Origin of the sequence: Leifsonia shinshuensis (assembly GCF_013410375.1) — a bacterium.
Taxonomy (GTDB): domain Bacteria; phylum Actinomycetota; class Actinomycetes; order Actinomycetales; family Microbacteriaceae; genus Leifsonia; species Leifsonia shinshuensis.
This window is the reverse complement of sequence record NZ_JACCFL010000001.1, coordinates 3,297,117-3,315,481: the sequence shown is the minus strand read 5'-3', so window position 1 is coordinate 3,315,481 and position 18,365 is coordinate 3,297,117. Positions and strand designations below refer to the sequence as shown.

Genomic DNA, 18,365 nt, shown 5'->3' with positions numbered 1-18,365 from the left:
CGATCGAAAGGGACGAGGATCAGCCAGGTGACGCGCAACGACGAGGTCAGGACGGAGCTTCCCGGCATGGACACCGCATCCCTCGCCGCGCCGCTCGGACCCACCGGGCGCCCGCTGCGCGCGTTCCCCGTCCCCGCCGCGCTGAAGCAGCACGGGCCCGCCAAGATCGTGGCGCTGTGCAACCAGAAGGGCGGCGTGGGCAAGACCACGACGTCCATCAACCTGGGCGCCGCCCTGGCCGAGTACGGCCGCCGGGTGCTCGCGATCGACTTCGACCCGCAGGGCGCCCTCTCGGCCGGCCTCGGCGCGCAGACCCACGACGTCACGACGATCTACGACCTGCTGCTGAACCGCCACGCGGACGTGCAGGAGGCCATCCAGACCACCGGCGTCCCCGGGCTCGACATCATCCCGGCGAACATCGACCTCTCCGCCGCCGAGGTGCACCTGGTCAACGAGGTGGCGCGCGAGCAGATCCTCGCCGGCGTGCTGCGCAAGGTGTCGGCCGACTACGACGTCATCCTCATCGACTGCCAGCCGTCGCTCGGCATCCTCACCGTCAATGCGCTCACCGCCAGCCACGGGGTGCTCATCCCGCTCGAGTGCGAGTACTTCGCGCTCCGCGGCGTCGCCCTGCTGATCGAGACCATCGACAAGGTCCGCGAGCGGCTGAACCCGGCCATCGAGCTCGACGGCATCCTCGCCACGATGTACGACTCCCGCACGCTGCACTCGCGCGAGGTGCTGGAGCGCGTCGTCGACGCGTTCGGCGACCGCGTGCTGGAGACGGTGATCTCGCGCACGGTGAAGTTCCCTGACGCCTCCGTCGCGGCGACGCCGATCACGCAGTTCGCGCCGGAGCACCAGGCGGCGGAGGCCTACCGCCAGCTGGCGAGGGAACTGATCTTCCGTGGCGCCGTCGCCTGAGCCGCCGCTGGATCAGGACACCGCGGACGACGGCGGCTTCCGCGTCGCCGTCGGCTCGTTCGAGGGCCCGTTCGACCTGCTGCTCTCACTGATCTCCAAGCACGAGCTGGACATCACCGAGATCTCGCTGAGCCGCGTCACCGACGAGTTCATCGCCTACCTGCGCCGGCTGGACGCGGACGAGAGCCTGGACGAGGCGAGCGAGTTCCTGCTCGTCGCGGCGACGCTCCTCGACCTCAAGATCGCCGGACTGCTGCCGCAGGGCGAGCTGGTCGACGCCGAGGATGTGGCGCTGCTGGAGGCCCGCGACCTGTTGTTCGCGCGGCTGCTGCAGTACCGCGCGTTCCAGGAGGCGTCGACGTGGTTCGCTGCGCATCTCGACGCGGAGAGTGCGCGGCATGCGCGGTCGGTGCGGCTGGAGGACAAGTACCGCCAGCGCACGCCCGAGCTGGTCTGGACGCTGACCGCCGAGGATTTCGCGGCGCTCGCGACGCTGGCGATGACGCCGCGGGAGATCCCCGTCGTGGGACTCGACCATCTGCACGCGCCGCTGGTGAGCATCCGCGAGCAGGCCGCCGTCGTGGTCGGCATGCTGCGCGCGGGCGAGCCGCTGTCGTTCCGGCAGCTGGTGGCCGGGGCGGAGCAGAAGGGCGTCGTGATCGCGCGCTTCCTCGCCGTCCTGGAGCTGTACCGGCACGCGGCGATCGCGTTCGAGCAGCTGGAGCCGCTCGGCGAGCTGACGCTGCGCTGGACGGCCGAGCACTGGTCGGAGGAGAACCTGTCGAACCTGGGAGCGGATTATGACGGTTGACGGAACCGAGCTGGAGACCGAGCCGGCCGGCGTCGAGGACGCGCAGATCGAGCGCGCGCTGGAGGCCATCCTCATGGTCGCCGACGAGCCGATGAGCCTGGTGACGCTCGCCACCGCGGTGGGGGCGCCGGTGAAGCGCGTCCGCGCGGCGGTCGACGCGCTGGTGGCGGACTTCGACGGCGAGGCCGGACCGGACGGCACGCCCGGTGTGCGCCGCGGCTTCGAGCTGCGGGAGGTCGGCGGCGGCTGGCGCGTGTACGTGCGGCCGGAGTTCGACGCGGTCGTGTCGGGCTACGTCCTCCAGCAGAACCCGACCCGGCTGTCGCAGGCGGCGCTGGAGACGCTGGCGGTGATCGCGTACAAGCAGCCGATCAGCCGCGGGGCGATCGCGTCCATCCGGGCCGTGAACGTGGACTCGGTGGTCCGCACCCTGCTCGGCCGCGGGCTCATCACAGAGCTGTTCACCGACAGCGAGACCGGCGCCATCAACTACGGCACCACCGACCTGCTGCTCACCCAGCTCGGCATCAACTCCATCGAGGAGCTGCCGAAGATCTCCCCGCTGCTGGCGGACGGCGCGGACGGGTTCGACGATGTCCGGTGACGGCGGGAACGGCGGCGCGGCCGCGCAGGGCGAACGCCTCCAGAAGGTCATGGCCGCCGCCGGGGTGGCCTCCCGTCGCGTCTCGGAGGACCTGATCGTCGCCGGCCGCGTGACGGTGAACGGCCAGGTCGTCACCGAGCTCGGCCGCCGCGTCGACCCGGCGACCGACCGGGTGGCCGTCGACGGCACCGCGGTGCAGCTCGACACCTCGCGGCGCTACGTGATGCTCAACAAGCCGGTCGGCGTGGTCAGCTCGATGCGCGACGAGCAGGGCCGGCCCGACCTGTCGCGCTTCACGGCGGACTACCCCGAGCGCCTGTTCAACGTGGGCCGCCTGGACGCCGAGACCTCCGGCCTCCTGATCCTGACGAACGACGGCGAGCTCGCGCACGTGCTCGCGCACCCCAGCTTCGGCGTGACCAAGACCTACATCGCACGGGTCCGCGGCACGGTGACCCCGCAGACGATCGCCCGCCTCACCAGGGGCGTCGAGCTGGAGGATGGCCCGATCTCGGCCGACAAGGCCCGGCTGCTGCAGTCGCGCTCGGGCGGCGGCGACAGCCTCGTGGAGATCACGCTGCACTCCGGGCGCAACCGGATCGTCCGCCGCATGATGGCGGAGGTCGGCCACCCGGTGATCGAGCTGGTGCGCCGCCAGTTCGGCCCGCTGCACCTTGGGACCCTGAAGGTCGGCGCGATGCGGGACCTCACCAAGGAGGAGCTGGGCGCGCTGCTGACGATCTCGCGGCAATAACAGGAGACTCGGCCTGATCATCCTGCCGGAGCGCCTTCCGAAGGAGGCCCCGCGGCGCGTCGGCGCCGAACTCCTGCGGCAGGAGGGGGGATTCGCGCCCGACTAAGGTGGATCCGTGACTGATTCCGCCTCCCGCCTCGCCGGTCCCGTCCGAGTGGTCGGTGCGGGGCTGCTCGGGGCGTCCGTCGGGCTGGGGCTGCGCGCCCGCGGCGTGGACGTGCTGCTCGCCGACGCCTCTCCCGCCCACCTGCGCCTCGCCGCCGACTACGGCGCGGGGAGGCCGGACGACGGGGGAGTGGAGCCGGCGCTGATCGTCGTGGCGGTGCCGCCGGACCTGGTGTCGCGCGTCGTCGCCGAGGAGCTGGCCGCGCATCCCGCCGCCGTCGTCACCGACGTCGCCAGCGTGAAGGGTCAGCCGCTCGCCGAGCTGCAGGAGGCTGGCGTCGACCTGTCCCGCTACGTCGGGTCGCATCCGCTCGCCGGCCGGGAGCGCGGCGGCCCCAGCGCCGCCCGTGCTGACCTGTTCATCGGCCGCCCCTGGGTGGTCGCCGCCCGGCCGGAGAACGCCCGCGCGTCGGTCAACCTGGTGGAGGCGCTCATCCTCGACCTCGGCGCCACTCCGGTCGAGATGGCGGCCGACGACCACGACGCCGCGGTCGCGCTCGTCTCGCACACACCCCAGATCGTCTCGTCGCTGATGGCGAAACGGCTCGCGGCCTCCACCGACGCCGCGCTCGGCCTCGCCGGCCAGGGCGTGCGCGACGTGACGCGCATCGCCGGCAGCGAGCCGGAGCTGTGGGTGCAGATCCTCGGCGCGAACGCGCCCGCCATCGTCTCGATCCTGCGCGCCTACCGCGACGACCTCGACCGGATGCTCGCGGCGCTGGACGACGTGGACGCCGTGGGCGCCCGGCGCACCATCGCGGAGGAGATCGCTGGCGGCAACGTCGGCGTCGCCCGCCTGCCGGGCAAGCACGGCCAGGACAAGCGGTTCTCCAGCCTCGTCGTCATGGTGGACGACCGGCCGGGTGAGCTCGCGCGCCTCCTCGCCGAGCTCGGCGAGCTGGACGTGAACCTGGAGGACCTGCGCCTGGAGCACTCGCCGGGCGCCGCCTTCGGCCTGGCCGAGATCGCCGTTCTCCCCGAGGTGTGGCAGCGCACCGTCGACGACCTGACCGACCGCGGCTGGAGGATCGCCGGATGACCGACCCGATCGACCCCACCAACACCGCCGACCGCACCGCAGGCCTTCCGATCGTCGTGGCCGTCGACGGCCCCGCCGGGAGCGGCAAGTCCTCCGTCTCGAAGGCCGCGGCCCGCAAGCTGGGCTGGTCGTACCTCGACACCGGCGCCGCATACCGCGCCCTGAGCTGGTTCGTCGTGCAGCGCCGGCTCGACCCCACCGACTCCGACGCCGTCATCGACGCGTTACCCGACTTCGACTACCGGATCGGGACGCACCCGGACACTTACCACGTGTTCGTCGGCGACCACGACGTCACCGACGTCATCCGCGAGCCGGAGGTGACCGCTGTGGTCAGCGCGATCGCGCGCGTCCCGGAGGTGCGCGCGTTCCTGACCGGGCTGTTCCGCGCGATCATCGCGCACGGCGAGAAGCGCGGCATCGTCGTGGAGGGCCGCGACATCACGACCGTGGTCTGCCCCGATGCGCCGGTGCGCATCCTGCTCACCGCCGACGAGCAGGTTAGAATGGCCAGGCGTTCTGCCGAGCTGACCGGCCATTCCGCCGCCCACGTCGGTGAGGCCCTCCGCAGACGCGACGCGGCCGACTCCCGGGTCGTGGACTTCATGAACGCCGCGGACGGCGTGATCACCGTCGACTCCACCGACCTCGACTTCGACCAGACCGTCGACGCGGTCATCGCGGTCGTACAGAAAGAGACCCATGTCTGACATCGAGAACGAGCCCACCGGCGCCGACGACCTGGTCGAGCGCCTCGCGGACCTGGATGAGAACCTCGCGGTGCAGCGCGCCGCCGCCCTCCGCAGCGGTCTGGAGGAGTACGAGCTCGACGACACCGACCTCGACCTCCTCGGCGCTGTCACCGAGGACCCCGACGCGATCACCTACCTGCCCGCTCTGCCGGTGCTGGCCATCGTCGGCCGCCCGAACGTCGGCAAGTCGGCACTCGTCAACCGCATCCTGGGCCGCCGCGAGGCCGTCGTGGAGGACACCCCCGGTGTCACGCGGGACCGCGTGTCGTACCACGCGGAGTGGAACGGCCGCCGCTTCACCGTCGTGGACACCGGCGGCTGGGAGCCCGACGCCCGTGGCATCGACGCGTCCGTGGCCGCGCAGGCGGAGGTCGCGATCGACCTCGCCGACGCGGTGCTGTTCGTCGTGGACGCGACCGTCGGTGCGACTTCCACCGACGAGCACGTGGTCCGGTTGCTGCGCAAGACGAAGAAGCCGGTGTTCCTCGCGGCCAACAAGGTGGACGACGCCCGCCAGGAGCCGTACGCGACCGAGCTCTGGTCGCTCGGCCTCGGCGAGCCGTGGCCGGTCTCCGCACTTCACGGCCGCGGTGTGGCCGACCTGCTGGACGAGATCCTGAAGGCGCTGCCGGAGGTCTCCAAGGTCGCCAAGCAGGAGGTCGGCGGTCCGCGTCGCGTGGCCATCGTCGGCCGCCCGAACGTGGGCAAGTCCTCGCTGCTGAACAAGGCGGCGGGGGAGGAGCGCGTGGTCGTCAACGAGCTCGCCGGCACCACTCGCGACCCGGTGGACGAGCAGGTCGAGCTGGGCGGCAAGGTGTGGCGCTTCGTCGACACCGCCGGCATCCGCCGCCGCGTGCACCTGCAGCAGGGCGCCGACTTCTACGCGTCGCTGCGCACCTCCACGGCGCTGGAGAAGGCGGAGGTCGCGGTCGTCGTCCTCGACGTGTCCGAGCCGATCAGCGAGCAGGACGTGCGCATCATCGACCTCGTGCTGGAGTCCGGCCGCGCGCTCGTCCTCGCCTTCAACAAGTGGGACCTCCTGGACGACGACCGCCGCCGCTACCTGGAGCGCGAGATCGAGCAGGACCTCGCGCACGTCTCCTGGGCTCCGCGCGTCAACATCTCGGCGCGCACCGGCCGCCACCTGGAGAAGCTGGTGCCCGCGCTGGAGCTGGCGCTGGAGTCGTGGGACACCCGCATCCCGACCGGCAAGTTCAACGCGTTCCTCGCCGAGCTCACCGCGGCGCACCCGCACCCGGTGCGCGGCGGCAAGCAGCCGCGCATCCTGTTCGGCACGCAGGCGAGCAGCCGGCCGCCGACATTCGTGGTGTTCACCACGGGCTTCCTCGACCCGGGCTACCGGCGCTACATCATCCGGCGCCTCCGCGAGGTCTACGGCTTCGAGGGCAGCCCGATCGTGCTCAACATGCGCGTGCGCGAGAAGCGCAAGCGCTGACCTCCCGAGTACGCCGATAATCGGTTAGAAACCGCCGAGTACGCAGATTCTCTGCGTACTCGGCGGTTTCTCGTCAAGGGGGCGCGCCGGATTTTCGGGTGGACCGACGGGTCCAGGTCACCCCCAGTCAGGGGGCGACCCGGATGGGGGTATTTGTACCCCGGTCTGTCCTCACTAATGTGGACGACTGAGAGAGCTACCCGACCGCGCTACCCGAAGGCGCGGGCTCTCGTCATCGAGGACGCATACCCGACCATGAGTTCTACAAGTTCATACACGCCTGCCCGGAAACGACAGTGGGGCGCCGAGCGCCGCACCGAACCACTGCCCACGGTCCACCCGAAGCCCTCAGACCGGAAGATCACCTGGAGCCGCGTCGCCATCGTCGCGACCATCGTCTTCTGGGCGATCTACGTCGTGACGACGATCATCCGCCAGTTCCTCGTGCTCGGCACGCAGGACTTCCGGTTCACGATGGAGGCCATCGGCTACACCGTCGTCGTCACCTTCCTCACCTTCTCCGCGCTGATGTACCTGGTCGCCCGTCAGGGCGCGCTGCAGCGCTTCCAGAAGCACGTGCGCGTTCCGCGCGCCGAGCTCGACCGGCACTTCGCCCAGCACCAGCCGTCCATCACGGTGCTCGTGCCCTCCTACGCGGAGGAGCCGGAGGTCGTCCGGATGACCCTGCTGTCGGCCGCGCTGCAGGAGTTCCCCTCCATGCGCGTCGTGCTGCTGGTCGACGACAACCCGAACCCGACCGACCCGGCCACCGCCGAGCGGCTGAACGCCACCCGCGCCCTCGCCGACAGCATCACCGGCCAGCTCGCCGAGCCGCGGTTCCGGTTCACCGACGCGCTGCTGCGCTTCGAGCTGGGCGACGAGCGCGCCTTCGCCGACGACGAGACCGCGCTCGAACTGGCGGACCACTACCGCTGGGCGGCCGAGTGGCTGTACGCCCAGGCGGACGCGCACGGCATCGAGGACCACGTGGACGTCTTCTTCGCCGACCAGGTGCTCCGCGCCCTCGGCGACGAGCTGGCGCTCACCGCGGAGGCCGTGACGGCCGCCGTCGGCGAGGGCGCCGCGCTCACCAGCGAGCGCGTGGCCCAGCTGTACCGCCGGCTCGCCTGGACGTTCGACGCCGAGCTGATGGTGTTCGAGCGAAAGAAGTGGGCGTCCCTCTCCCACGAGGCCAACAAGGCGATGAACCTCAACGCCTACATCGGCCTGATGGGCGGCACCTACCGCGTCGAGGAGACGCCGGACGGCCCCATCCTCAACCCCGTCCCGGCCGGTTCGCGCCGGCCCGGCGACATCGAGATCCCGGACAGCGACTTCCTGCTGACCCTGGACGCCGACTCCATCCTGCTGCGCGAGTACTGCCTGCGGCTGACCTACTTCCTGCAGCAGCCGGGCAACGCCCGCGTCGCCGTGACGCAGACCCCGTACTCGTCGTTCCGCGGCGCCGGCACCCGCATCGAGCGCCTCGCCGGCGCGACGACCGACATCCAGCACATCCTGCACCAGGGCAAGAGCTTCTACGGCGCGACCTTCTGGGTGGGCGCGAACGCGGTCATCCGCAAGCGCGCGCTGGAGGACATCGTCGAGACGGAGTGGGTCGGCGGCTTCGAGGTGCGCCGGTACATCCAGGACCGCACCGTCATCGAGGACACCGAGTCGAGCATCGACCTCGGCACCCACGGCTGGACGCTCGTGAACTACCCGGAGCGGCTCAGCTACTCCGCCACCCCGCCGGACTTCGGCTCGCTGATCGTGCAGCGCCGCCGGTGGGCGAACGGCGGCCTCCTCATCCTGCCGAAGCTGTGGAAGCAGGTCCGTGAGCGCAAGCGCCGCGGCGAGACCGTCTCGCGCATCGAGCTGCTGCTGCGGGTCAACTACATGGCCTCGATCTGCTGGGCGAGCTTCGGCCTGGTGTTCCTGCTGGCGTACCCGTACGACGGCCGGCTGCTCAGCCCGATGGTGCTGCTGGCCGCGCTGCCGTACTTCATCAGCCAGGCGAGCGACCTCCGCTACGCCGGGTACAAGGGCACCGACATCTTCCGGATCTACGGCTTCAACCTGATCTTGCTGCCGGTGAACCTGGCCGGTGTGCTCAAGTCGATCCAGCAGTCGCTGACCGGCAAGAAGATCCCGTTCGCCCGCACGCCGAAGGTGAAGAACCGCACCGCGTCGCCGCTGCTCTACGTGCTCGCGCCGCTCGCGATCATCGCGTTCTCGCTGTTCACGCTGTGGCGCGACTGGAACGCGCACAACTGGGGCAACGCCGCGTTCGCCGCGTTCAACGCGACCCTGGCGATCTGGTCGCTGGTCGCCTACATCGGCGTCTGGAACACGATCGTGGACATCTGGCTCGGCCTGACCAAGCCGCTGTACGTCGAGAAGAAGCACAAGCGCGCCGCCCCGGCGACCGCGCCGGCGACCGAGTCGATCGACTGGCGCTCCGTGCTCTACCACGGCCACGCCGGCGGCGAGGTGCCGCACTTCGAGCGCACCGCGGTGCGGGACGACGTCCCGCTGGACACGCCCACGGTCGACGGCACCGTCGACGGCGAGCGGCAGGCCGCCTGATGTCGCGCAAGGACAGGAAGGCCGCCTCCGCGCAGGCCGCGCAGGCCGCCGCGACCGACCGGCTGCAGGCCCCCGAGTCGGACTCCGGCCGCCGGCTGTCGCCGTGGCGGGTGATCGGCGCCGCCCTCGTCGCGGTGGTCGTCGTCTCGGCCGGTGTCGTCGGCTTCCAGTGGTGGAGCGCTCGCGCGTCGGTGGACGTGAAGCCGTGGTTCGCCTCCTTCGTGGACGTCACCGCGACCCCGAAGTACGGGTTCGAGAACCTGGGCGCGACCTCCACCAAGGACGCCGTGCTCTCGTTCATCGTCTCCGACCAGACCAACCCGTGCACGCCGTCGTGGGGCGGCGCCTACACGATGGACCAGGCGCGCGGCTCGCTCGACCTGGACCGCCGGATCGCCCGCCTGCAGCAGCAGGGCGGCACTGTCGCGGTGTCGTTCGGCGGCCAGCGGAACGAGGAGCTCGCGGTCGGCTGCACCGACCCGACCGAGCTGAAGAACGCCTACGCCGCGGTCGTCGACCGGTACAAGGTCGGCACCGTCGACCTGGACCTGGAGGGCGACGGCCTCGTGAACGCGGACGCGACGGCCCGCCGTGCGACCGCCATCCACGACCTCCAGCAGGAGCGCCGCGCCTCCGGCAAGAACCTCGCGGTCTGGCTGACGCTCCCGGTGTCGCCCACCGGCCTGACCTTGGATGGCACCAACGCCGTCGCGGCCATGCTGAAGGCGAAGGTCGACCTCGCCGGCGTCAACCTGATGACCATGGACTTCGGCAACGCCAAGGACGAGGGCAAGTCGATGGCCGCGACCGCCGAGGCCGCGCTGACCGCCGCCCAGAAGCAGCTCGGCGTGCTCTACGACCGGGCGGGAACGCACCAGTCCGACCCGAGCCTGTGGGCGAAGATCGGCGCCACCCCGATGATCGGCCAGAACGACGACGAGGGCCAGGTGTTCGGCCTCGCCGACGCCCGGACGCTGAACGCGTGGGCGGTCTCCACGGGGATCGGCCGGATGTCGATGTGGTCGGCCAACCGCGACAAGACCTGCGGCTCCAACTACGTGGACACGAGTGTGGTGTCGGACGCGTGCAGCGGCGTGAACCAGGGCAAGGAGACCTTCGCGGGCCTCCTGTCGAAGGGCTTCGACGGCCGCATCGCGCTGGGGGAGGGGGCCGTCACCACGGCCGAGCCGACCTCCGCGGCGGAGGCCGACGACCCCGCGCACTCCCCGTACCCGATCTGGAGCACGAGCAGCTCGTACCTCAAGGGCACCAAGGTCACCTGGCACCACAACGTGTACCAGGCCAAGTGGTGGACCAAGGGCGACGTGCCGGACAACCCCGTGCTGAACGCGTGGGAGACCCCTTGGGAGCTGGTCGGCCCGGTGCTGCCCGGCGAGACCCCGATCCCGCAGCCGACGCTGCCGCCGGGGACGTACCCGAACTGGAGCGGTGAGACCGCCTACGACAAGGGCGCCCGCATCCTGTTCGACGGCGTCCCGTTCGAGGCCAAGTGGTGGACGAAGGGCGACAGCCCGGAGGCCGCCAGCGCCAACCCCGACTCGTCCCCCTGGGCCCCGCTCACCCAGGACGAGATCGACACGATCTTGGGCGGCGGCACCGCCCAGAAGTGACTCGGCGGCGGGATGCTGCCGGTTCGCGCATCCCGTCGCCGACCCCACCTGGACGCACCGCTGCGGGGCGGGAGGTCCGGGCGTCGCGTCGCGCCTCCTCGTCGGGAGGCAGGCCGCGCGGCGCTGTGTCGGCGGGGCTTGTGGCTTTCGGGTTGGTCACGACGGGCCCCGCCGACACGCTAAGATAGTCGAGTTGTCTTGCTTGGCGCTCTCACGGCCTGGGCGGGACAGCAACGGGCTGTGGCGCAGTTTGGTAGCGCACTTGACTGGGGGTCAAGGGGTCGCAGGTTCAAATCCTGTCAGCCCGACGTTCTGAAAAAGCCGGAGGGCACGAAGGTCGCAACGCGACCACGTGCCCTCCGGCTTTTTCAGAACTCGCTGCTGACTATTGGGGTCCCCGCCCGCGAGGGGCCCCGGGCGCCGACCCGAGCGCAGCGAGGGCCGGCGTCTGGGGGAGCGGGTGGGGCGCAGCCTGGCCAGCACAACAATGGGCCCGGCCTGTAGCCGGGTCCCCTTGTGTCGTTCATTCGGGCGATGTGTGAGCGAAATGAGCTCAACGTCCCTCCGCGCTGCCCAGAAATGTTGCCGGGTGAAGCCTGGCTGCACGTCAACCCTCGTGAAAACTCCCGCACGCTCGGCAGCTTGTGCCAGTCGATCTACCTGCAGCCGTGTCTTCACGTCCGTCAAACTTCTGAAAACCCGTGGATCGGACTCTAGGCCAACATCACCGGCGACGATCACAATGTCTACGCCTCCGACCGTCCGAACCTCCCAACCGCCGAATTCAAACGTGTCCACCAACCTGCGTGTGCCCAGTACTTCAGTTCCGGTCGACTTCACCTCTCAGGCTCTGAACGGTAACGAATATTCGAACTTGATAGCGCGAACAAGAGCATCTGCAGCTCGTTCAAATGCGATGGGAGAGGACTCAACTTCGTCGTATCCCCCTCCACCGATTCGAAGCGTCCCAGGAGGGCACTCCAAAGTGGCCGCGTTCTTCGCAAGGGACTCGAAAGTAGCCCGCGCGAACTCTTCCGGTAGTCCTGCCACCAACTGCTGCCCTAGAAGGCTCACACAGGTTCGAGGGGCTCCGTTGGTGAGCGGGCCCGACGACCCTACCTCTAGCGAGAGACCTGACCTTCCGGGCAGAAATTCGCCCACAATTAGTGCTCGCGGCAGCACGCCGCTTCCCGTACGCATGACCTCGATAGTGGCCGAGAACGGGGATGTGACGACCATGCGACGAGTTGGCAGTGATGTAGTAGTCCAGCGGCACGTATTGAATGCTGCCGTTGGCTCAGCCATCGCGGTTGCTACCCGCCAGGGCCCTTCCTCGAAGATCACAGTGCTCACGGTAGGCCCCATGCTTTGCGCCAGTTGATCGACACTTCAGTTGTTTAGGATCATGGCCGAAAGCGCTAGCTGCGCTGCACCAACAACCTGCGGCCAGTTCGGGTGCGCCAGATAAGCCGAATCGGGTGAGTCCTTCAGCTGATCGATGATCGGCCCAAGGTATCTGTCCAGAAGTTTCAGGCGATCAACTTCGATACCTGATACAAGTACGAATCCAATAGAGTTCTCAGCGTTTGGAAGGTGAAGGTCATCGTCGTACAGGGTGTGCACTGCTGCGGAAAAGTCGTCGTACGCCCCGGAATTCTGTACATGGCCCCAAACCTGATTCTGGTATTCCGTGTCGGAAAGCGCAGCCAAGGCGTGAACGACTTCTGCCCGCATTTGGGGGTATTGAACGTTTGAGCTCACTTGGTGTGCCACTCCTGCCACTTCAGCCACTCATCCAATGGGATATGGGCGAGATCAGGTGCATCCTTAATGCTGGTGTTAGACGGTAACGGAAAGCCGTTTCTTCCTACAACCTGGCCATTGAATCTGACCACGGCGTGATCCCCTTTGGTAGCGCACTTGACTGGGGGTCAAGGGGTCGCAGGTTCAAATCCTGTCAGCCCGACGTTCTGAAAAAGCCGGAGGGCACGAAGGTCGCAACGCGACCACGTGCCCTCCGGCTTTTTCAGAACTCGCTGCTGACTACTGGGGTCCCCGCCCGCGAGGGGCCCCGGGCGCCGACCCGAGCGCAGCGAGGGCCGGCGTCTGGGGGAGCGGGTGGGGCGCAGCCTGGTGAGGGGGGTGGAGAAGCGTTGTCGTGTGTGCCGTCGTCCTGGATCACCCGCGCCTTGCCTTTCGAAATCCGGCGATCGAGCTGAGTAACAAGGAGACTCCGAGGGCGACGAGTGCAGATGAGAGAGCGAGCAAGACGTTTCGCACCTTGTTATTTGCGACTATGGCTGCCTGATTGAATATTCGCTTCTCTGAGCGCCACGAGTATTGGGGTTGAGCGCGACTTGCTCGTGGACGCGATCGCGTTGTTGAGCGCCACCGGATATTGGGGTTCGGCGCCGTCTTTCTAGGCTCCTTCTGCCGCGTGGCTGATCACACGGCAGAAGGAGTAGTTCGGATGGTACGCAGGATCAAGGCGAAGCTGGTGCTGAGGCTTCGCGCGGAGGGGCTCACGGGTCGGCAGATCGCGGCGCAGGGCATGTCCAGGCACTCGGTGACGGCGGTGCTCGACGCCGCTGACCGGGAGGGCATCGGCTGGGACGACATCGTCGAGCTCGAGGAAGCGGACGTGTATGCGCGGCTGTTCCCAGGGCGTGGTGATTACGAGAGTGTTCACGCGCAGCCGGACTGGGACCGGGTGCATCGGGAGCTCGCCCGGGTCGGGGTGACGTTGAAGCTGCTGCATGGTGAGTACGTCGACGCTTGCCGGAGCAAGGGGGAGACGGCGATGGGGTACGACCGATTCTGCAAGTCGTATCAGCGTCACGTGCTGGTGATCGGCGCGTCGTCGCGGGTTGGACACAAGGCGGGGCAGACGGTCGAGGTCGACTGGTCCGGGAAGACGATGCAGCTGACCGATCCGGTCACCGGGCAGCAGACGAGGGTGTACTTGTTCGTCGCGACGCTGCCGTTCTCGAGGTATTCGTTCGTCGAGCCGGCCCTGGATATGAAGCAGGACACCTGGTTGCGCGCGAACGCGGCGATGTTCGACTGGTTCGGGGGCAGCGTCCCGCGGATCGTCCCTGACAACCTGAAGACGGGAGTGATCAAGCACCCCGCTGAGGGCGAGGTCGTGCTCAACGACGCGTATCGGGAGCTCGCCGCGCACTACTCCGCGGCGGTGCTGCCGGGCCGGCTCGCGAAGCCGAAAGACAAGGCGAGCGTCGAGGGCACCGTCGGGAACGTCGCCACCTCGGTGATCGCGACGCTGCGCAACAGGGCTTTCGCGACGCTGTCGGAACTGCGCGTCGCGATCCATGAGCGGGTCACCGCTTACAACGCCGAGCCGTTCCAGAAGCGCGCCGGATCGAGGCTTTCCGTGTTCGAGGCGGAGGAGAAGCCGCTGCTGAGGCCGCTGCCGGCGGTTCCGTTCGAGATCTCCCAGTGGCGCTATGGACGCAAGGTCCAGAAGAACGGGCACGTGGTGTTCGAGCGGAACTTCTACTCCGTCCCCTACGAGCACATCGGCCGGTCCGTCGACCTGCGGATCACGGACAGCACCCTGGAGGTGTTCGCCGGGGACCAGCGGCTCACCAGTCACCTCCTCGCCCCCGCGGGGGTGATCAACGAGTACCGGACGCATGACAGCGACCTGCCCGACGGGCCCCGCTACCAGCAGATGGACCCTCAACGGGCGCGGGAATGGGCGGCGAGGATCGGGGAGAACACCACCACGATCGTGAACCGCATCTTCGAGTCCGTGCCCGTCGATGAGCAGGGCCTGGACGCTGCGCTGGCAGTGCTGCGGATGACGAGACGCTACTCCGCGGCACGGGTCGAGGCGGCGGCCGGCATCGCGCTGCAGTCGCGGGTGAGGTCGCCGCGGTATGCGCATCTGCGACCGATCCTGGAGTCGAACCAGGAGCAGACCGGCAGGCGACAGCCAAGGTTCGAACCGAGTGCTTGGGAGGAACCGGCCGGGTATGTCCGCGGCGCCGACTACTACGCGGGAGGCACCCGATGAGCCGGCTCGATGCGGAGACGAAGCGGAAGCTGCGGGAGATGGGCGTCCCCGCCCTGATCGACGCGTTCGACGTCCAGGACGACACCCTCACCATGGGGTTGGTGTTCGAAGAGCGCATCAAGCTCGCCGTCGACGACGCCCACGCCGCGTTCACCCACTCGAAGGTCGAGGGGCTGATCCGGCGGGCGGGGCTGCGATACCCGAACGCGGACCTGCGCCGCGTCGATCTGCTCGAACAGCGCGGCCTGGACCGGGGTGTGATCGCGCAGCTCGGGACCTGTCAGTTCATCACCCGGCACATGAACGTCGTGTTCCAAGGCTTCACCGGCTCCGGGAAGTCCTACCTCGGGTCCGCGTTGGCGAAACAGGCGTGTCAGCACCGCTACCGGGCGCACTACATCCGCATGCCCGACCTCGAAGAGACCTGGGCCGCCGCGAAAGACCGCCCCGCGGGCAGGGAGAAGTGGCTGCGGAAGTACTCCACGTTCACGCTGCTGGTGATCGACGAGTGGTTGCTCGACCCGCCCACCGACGACGTCCGGTCCATGCTGCTCGAGCTCCTCGAGAGGCGTTACGACGCGACCTCGACGGTGTTCTGCACCCAATACGCGAAGAAGGACTGGCACCAGCGCCTCGGCGGCGGGGTCCATGCCGACGCGATCATGGACCGCATCGTCCACAACACCCTCTGGATCGAGACCGGCGACGTCAACATGCGCGAGCAGACCGCCGCCGCGGCCGGCTGAAACCGGGCCGGTGAGCGTCGCGCCCGCGGGGGTGGCGCTCACCGGCAATACCAGTGGCCCCGAGAGTGAATATCGACTGGCGCTCAACCGCAATAATCAGTGGCGCTCACGACTCCAAATACTCACCTGATCCGTATAGAGGATCGCCGGCGAGAAGTCATCGCCAAATCGGGAGGGTGGCACAGTTGAGGCGAGATCCGGCGCAACTCCCGAACTGAGCTGTGCCTGACCCGTCTCGTCGATGATTTCTCGCTTCTGCCGGAATCCGGTCACAGGGTGCAGTAACCGAGGCTCTCCAGCTTCGGGATGCTCGACGACCATCGACGTGTTCGATTGAAGCGTGCGAACCAGGGGTAGCCGAAGCGCGAAGTAGGGACCAGATGAGGCGGTATTCGGGGCGCTAGGCGTGACGCCCACGCGAATGAGAGGGCGGGTAAAGCCAGTATCCGATGGCCAACTCATTGACAGTAGCTGCTTGACATGGACCATGATCCGAAAGTCGGACCCCTCGGGCTTCGGGAGTCGCGTCAGCTGGTCAGATGCCGGTTTGCCATGGGAGTCATCTAGTTCAACCGCCGCTCCAGATGGGCCGTAAAAGTACACGTGTGCTGGGGAAACTTGCAATCCAAAATCCAGCGAGATGGTCACAGACTTCACCGGAGCGTTGAAATCGAAACAAAGAAGTAGTTCGGCGGGACAGTCCGCGCTTTCAGGCTCGCAGTCAAGCAGTGGTTGATCCATCTGCTTCCTGAGTTCCAGCGCGTACGCCTGCTCTCGCGTCGAAGTTATGTGCGCTTCGGTGACGAGGTCAGCGTTGAGTCGTTTGTGGCTCGAGGATGTAACGGTTATTTGAGAGGCGGGGATGCCCGCGATCTTCGCGCCCTTGTTCGTGGTGGTCGTTGCTGCAGGCGGCTGGAAGTCGCGCTCGTTGTAAATTCCCAGACAGACCGCACCCGCGACGAGTGTCACCAGGCTCACGATGAATCCGAATGCAGGCACTAGCAGCCGTCTACGTGCTGGCCGAGGGCGGGTCTGAAGTACAAGCTGGTCCAACAGCCCGTTGTTTTTGGAGAGCTTGGCCCGGGTTCGTTTCAGGTCTTCACGAAGCTGCTCCAGCGTCTGTACATCGCGATGCTGATCCCGCGTGGACTCCCTTTTCACAGTTCTTGGACCCATGCGTCTGTTATTTCATCTAGTGCGCAGGTACTGGGCTATAGATGCGGGCGATCCGTAAAATAGAAACCTAAGACGATGAGCTATAGATGTGTGTGCAGCCGGAAGAGGCGCCCTGCGGTGTCGCTCATGGCGATAACCCAACGCTCTGCCGCGCCGCACGCCGGCTGGGAGTAATGATCGGCCTTTCTGATTAGAGCGCTTGGAGAGCTATGACTCGCTCGGCGAGCGCGGCGTCTTGGGGAGCGGGCGGGGCGCACTAGGTTGGGCTCATGACGGTTGCGCAGCGCCCACGCCCCGTTTACGTGCTCGGCGCAGGCTTTTCGCGCGCGGTGAGCGCTGCGATGCCTTTGACGGACGAGTTAGGCGCAACGGTCAAGTCGCGCTTACGTGGGCTGATCCTCGAAGACCTCAGCCCCGACATGACGTTCGAGGATTGGCTCAGTTTGCGCGTCGCCGAGCTTCCGTTTCTTCAAGGGTGGGACGTAAGCAGACGCCGCGCTGACGCCGAACGCGTGATCGCTGAGATTGCGTCTGTCCTGGACGAGCGCGTCGCCCAGGCGACTTCCGAAGCGTGTCCTGAGTGGTTGATTCAGTTGGTTGGACTGTGGCACGCTGAGCGGGCTGTCGTAATCACATTCAACTACGACACGCTCGTCGAGCGGGCGGTGAATCAAGCCCAGATGGTGGCGATCGAACGGGGCAGGTCCGCGATGGTCTTCGCCGACCAAGTCGTCACACCGGCGCCTCCGGGCCCGCCTGCGTTGATGAGGGCAGACGAAGCCGTTCCGGTGGCGGGGTCATTTACGCTGATGAAATTGCACGGCTCTCTGAACTGGTATTGGTCTGCCGGTGACCCTACGGGCTCGACCCTGACCCGAACGAGGGAACGCGGATTGTTTGGGGCGCAGTCCCTCATCGAAGAGGCCACGGACTTTGGAGGGACACGAACACTAGATCGGTTTCTGATCCCTCCGGTCAGCATCAAGAACGAGTACTACTCGCCATATCTCACGCACACATTGTGGCGCTCGGCTTTTCAAGCACTCCAGAGCGCCGGGCGACTCACCCTGATGGGTTACTCGATGCCCAAGACAGACCAGGTCGGCACTCAGTTGCTAGTGCCAATACCGCCAAGCGCAGCAGTAGAAGTAGTAGACGTCGGGCCGGGTGAGCCGGATGACCGAATGTCCCTGATTAGCAGGGCGTCGCGACTCAACGGTAGTAACCCGCTCTCCTGGTCAGGCCCCAGTTGTCTGCCGGCGTACGTGGCCCACCGCGTTGGAGACGCCGCAGCCGGACTAAGAATGGAACTTCAGGGCGGGGACCTAGAGAACGTCTTGGTCGCCTTCCCGGTTGGAAAGGGATTGAACGCGACGCCGACTCTCTTCACTCTCGTCGATGCCCACGAGGGCGAGCTTCAAGTCGCCGACTTGGACAACAACGGCATCAACCGGTCAGAAATGCCACCGATCGAGATGTCGCTTCAGATCCAGCCCCGCGGGCGATATTCGCTCGAGCAGTTCATGACGGTGGGTCGGTTGCGAAGCTACCTAGCCGCTGGACATAGGCCGATGATTCGATCTGCATATGGTCGTTCGTCTGCGGTCGGCGCTGAGGCCCTGAGAATTGGTCCGTGGGATCTGACAGTTCTCGCTCACATCCCTCTGAGCTGAGCGCCG

General features: G+C 67.5%; 14 protein-coding genes and 1 tRNA gene. 13 read left to right on the top strand and 2 right to left on the bottom strand.

What is annotated here, in order from left to right; genetic code table 11:
• Positions 1–27 precede the first annotated feature (27 nt).
• From HNR13_RS16100 to HNR13_RS16055, 10 genes are all read left to right on the top strand, one after another.
• Positions 28–927 (top strand): AAA family ATPase, encoded by a 900-nt coding sequence (locus HNR13_RS16100; protein ID WP_179607401.1) that lies wholly within the window; start codon positions 28–30, stop codon positions 925–927.
• Positions 911–1,738 (top strand): segregation/condensation protein A, encoded by an 828-nt coding sequence (locus tag HNR13_RS16095; RefSeq protein ID WP_179607399.1) that lies wholly within the window; start codon positions 911–913, stop codon positions 1,736–1,738. Before HNR13_RS16100 ends, HNR13_RS16095 begins: the two co-directional genes overlap by 17 nt.
• Positions 1,728–2,342: an SMC-Scp complex subunit ScpB gene (scpB, locus tag HNR13_RS16090; RefSeq protein ID WP_179607397.1), complete on the top strand. Its 615-nt coding sequence runs from the start codon at positions 1,728–1,730 to the stop codon at positions 2,340–2,342. The genes HNR13_RS16095 and scpB overlap by 11 nt, the downstream gene beginning before the upstream one ends.
• A complete protein-coding gene (locus HNR13_RS16085) occupies positions 2,332–3,096 on the top strand; it encodes a pseudouridine synthase (RefSeq protein WP_179607395.1) in 765 nt (254 codons plus the stop codon). The genes scpB and HNR13_RS16085 overlap by 11 nt, the downstream gene beginning before the upstream one ends.
• Before the next feature lie 115 nt (positions 3,097–3,211).
• Positions 3,212–4,300: a prephenate dehydrogenase gene (locus HNR13_RS16080; RefSeq protein ID WP_179607393.1), complete on the top strand. Its 1,089-nt coding sequence runs from the start codon at positions 3,212–3,214 to the stop codon at positions 4,298–4,300.
• On the top strand, positions 4,297–5,010 hold the full coding sequence (gene cmk / locus HNR13_RS16075) for a (d)CMP kinase (RefSeq protein WP_179607391.1): 714 nt from the start codon (positions 4,297–4,299) through the stop codon (positions 5,008–5,010). Before HNR13_RS16080 ends, cmk begins: the two co-directional genes overlap by 4 nt.
• Positions 5,003–6,508 (top strand): ribosome biogenesis GTPase Der, encoded by a 1,506-nt coding sequence (gene der / locus HNR13_RS16070; protein ID WP_179607389.1) that lies wholly within the window; start codon positions 5,003–5,005, stop codon positions 6,506–6,508. The genes cmk and der overlap by 8 nt, the downstream gene beginning before the upstream one ends.
• Positions 6,509–6,763: 255 nt before the next feature.
• Positions 6,764–9,097, top strand: coding sequence for a glycosyltransferase family 2 protein (locus HNR13_RS16065; RefSeq protein ID WP_179607387.1), 2,334 nt, complete (start codon positions 6,764–6,766; stop codon positions 9,095–9,097).
• Positions 9,097–10,728, top strand: coding sequence for a chitinase (locus tag HNR13_RS16060; protein ID WP_179607385.1), 1,632 nt, complete (start codon positions 9,097–9,099; stop codon positions 10,726–10,728). The genes HNR13_RS16065 and HNR13_RS16060 overlap by 1 nt, the downstream gene beginning before the upstream one ends.
• 234 nt (positions 10,729–10,962) lie before the next feature.
• Positions 10,963–11,036: transfer RNA gene (locus HNR13_RS16055), tRNA-Pro, on the top strand.
• 1,081 nt (positions 11,037–12,117) lie between these two features.
• Here the strand turns inward: HNR13_RS16055 and HNR13_RS16050 are convergent.
• Positions 12,118–12,519: an SCO4402 family protein gene (locus HNR13_RS16050; protein WP_179607383.1), complete on the bottom strand. Its 402-nt coding sequence runs from the start codon at positions 12,517–12,519 to the stop codon at positions 12,118–12,120.
• 679 nt (positions 12,520–13,198) lie between these two features.
• Between HNR13_RS16050 and istA the strand changes: the two genes are divergently transcribed.
• Complete coding sequence (gene istA / locus HNR13_RS16045) at positions 13,199–14,764, top strand: IS21 family transposase (protein ID WP_179606604.1); 1,566 nt, start codon at positions 13,199–13,201, stop codon at positions 14,762–14,764.
• Complete coding sequence (locus HNR13_RS16040; protein WP_179606606.1) at positions 14,761–15,510, top strand: ATP-binding protein; 750 nt, start codon at positions 14,761–14,763, stop codon at positions 15,508–15,510. Before istA ends, HNR13_RS16040 begins: the two co-directional genes overlap by 4 nt.
• A 96-nt stretch (positions 15,511–15,606) precedes the next feature.
• Here the strand turns inward: HNR13_RS16040 and HNR13_RS16035 are convergent, their stop codons facing one another.
• A complete protein-coding gene (locus HNR13_RS16035) occupies positions 15,607–16,488 on the bottom strand; it encodes a hypothetical protein (protein ID WP_179607381.1) in 882 nt (293 codons plus the stop codon).
• 467 nt (positions 16,489–16,955) lie between these two features.
• Between HNR13_RS16035 and HNR13_RS16030 the strand changes: the two genes are divergently transcribed.
• Positions 16,956–18,359, top strand: coding sequence for an SIR2 family protein (locus HNR13_RS16030; protein WP_179607379.1), 1,404 nt, complete (start codon positions 16,956–16,958; stop codon positions 18,357–18,359).
• The last annotated feature ends 6 nt before the right edge of the window (positions 18,360–18,365 follow it).

Bases quoted from the DNA above. Each gene is read 5' to 3' on its own strand.
- istA (WP_179606604.1), top strand. From the start codon at position 13,199: ATGGTACGCAGGATCAAGGCGAAGCTGGTGCTGAGGCTTCGCGCGGAG.
- HNR13_RS16040 (WP_179606606.1), top strand. From the start codon at position 14,761: ATGAGCCGGCTCGATGCGGAGACGAAGCGGAAGCTGCGGGAGATGGGC.
- HNR13_RS16030 (WP_179607379.1), top strand. From the start codon at position 16,956: ATGACGGTTGCGCAGCGCCCACGCCCCGTTTACGTGCTCGGCGCAGGC.
- HNR13_RS16060 (WP_179607385.1), top strand. From the start codon at position 9,097: ATGTCGCGCAAGGACAGGAAGGCCGCCTCCGCGCAGGCCGCGCAGGCC.
- HNR13_RS16085 (WP_179607395.1), top strand. From the start codon at position 2,332: ATGTCCGGTGACGGCGGGAACGGCGGCGCGGCCGCGCAGGGCGAACGC.
- der (WP_179607389.1), top strand. From the start codon at position 5,003: ATGTCTGACATCGAGAACGAGCCCACCGGCGCCGACGACCTGGTCGAG.
- scpB (WP_179607397.1), top strand. From the start codon at position 1,728: ATGACGGTTGACGGAACCGAGCTGGAGACCGAGCCGGCCGGCGTCGAG.
- HNR13_RS16065 (WP_179607387.1), top strand. From the start codon at position 6,764: ATGAGTTCTACAAGTTCATACACGCCTGCCCGGAAACGACAGTGGGGC.
- cmk (WP_179607391.1), top strand. From the start codon at position 4,297: ATGACCGACCCGATCGACCCCACCAACACCGCCGACCGCACCGCAGGC.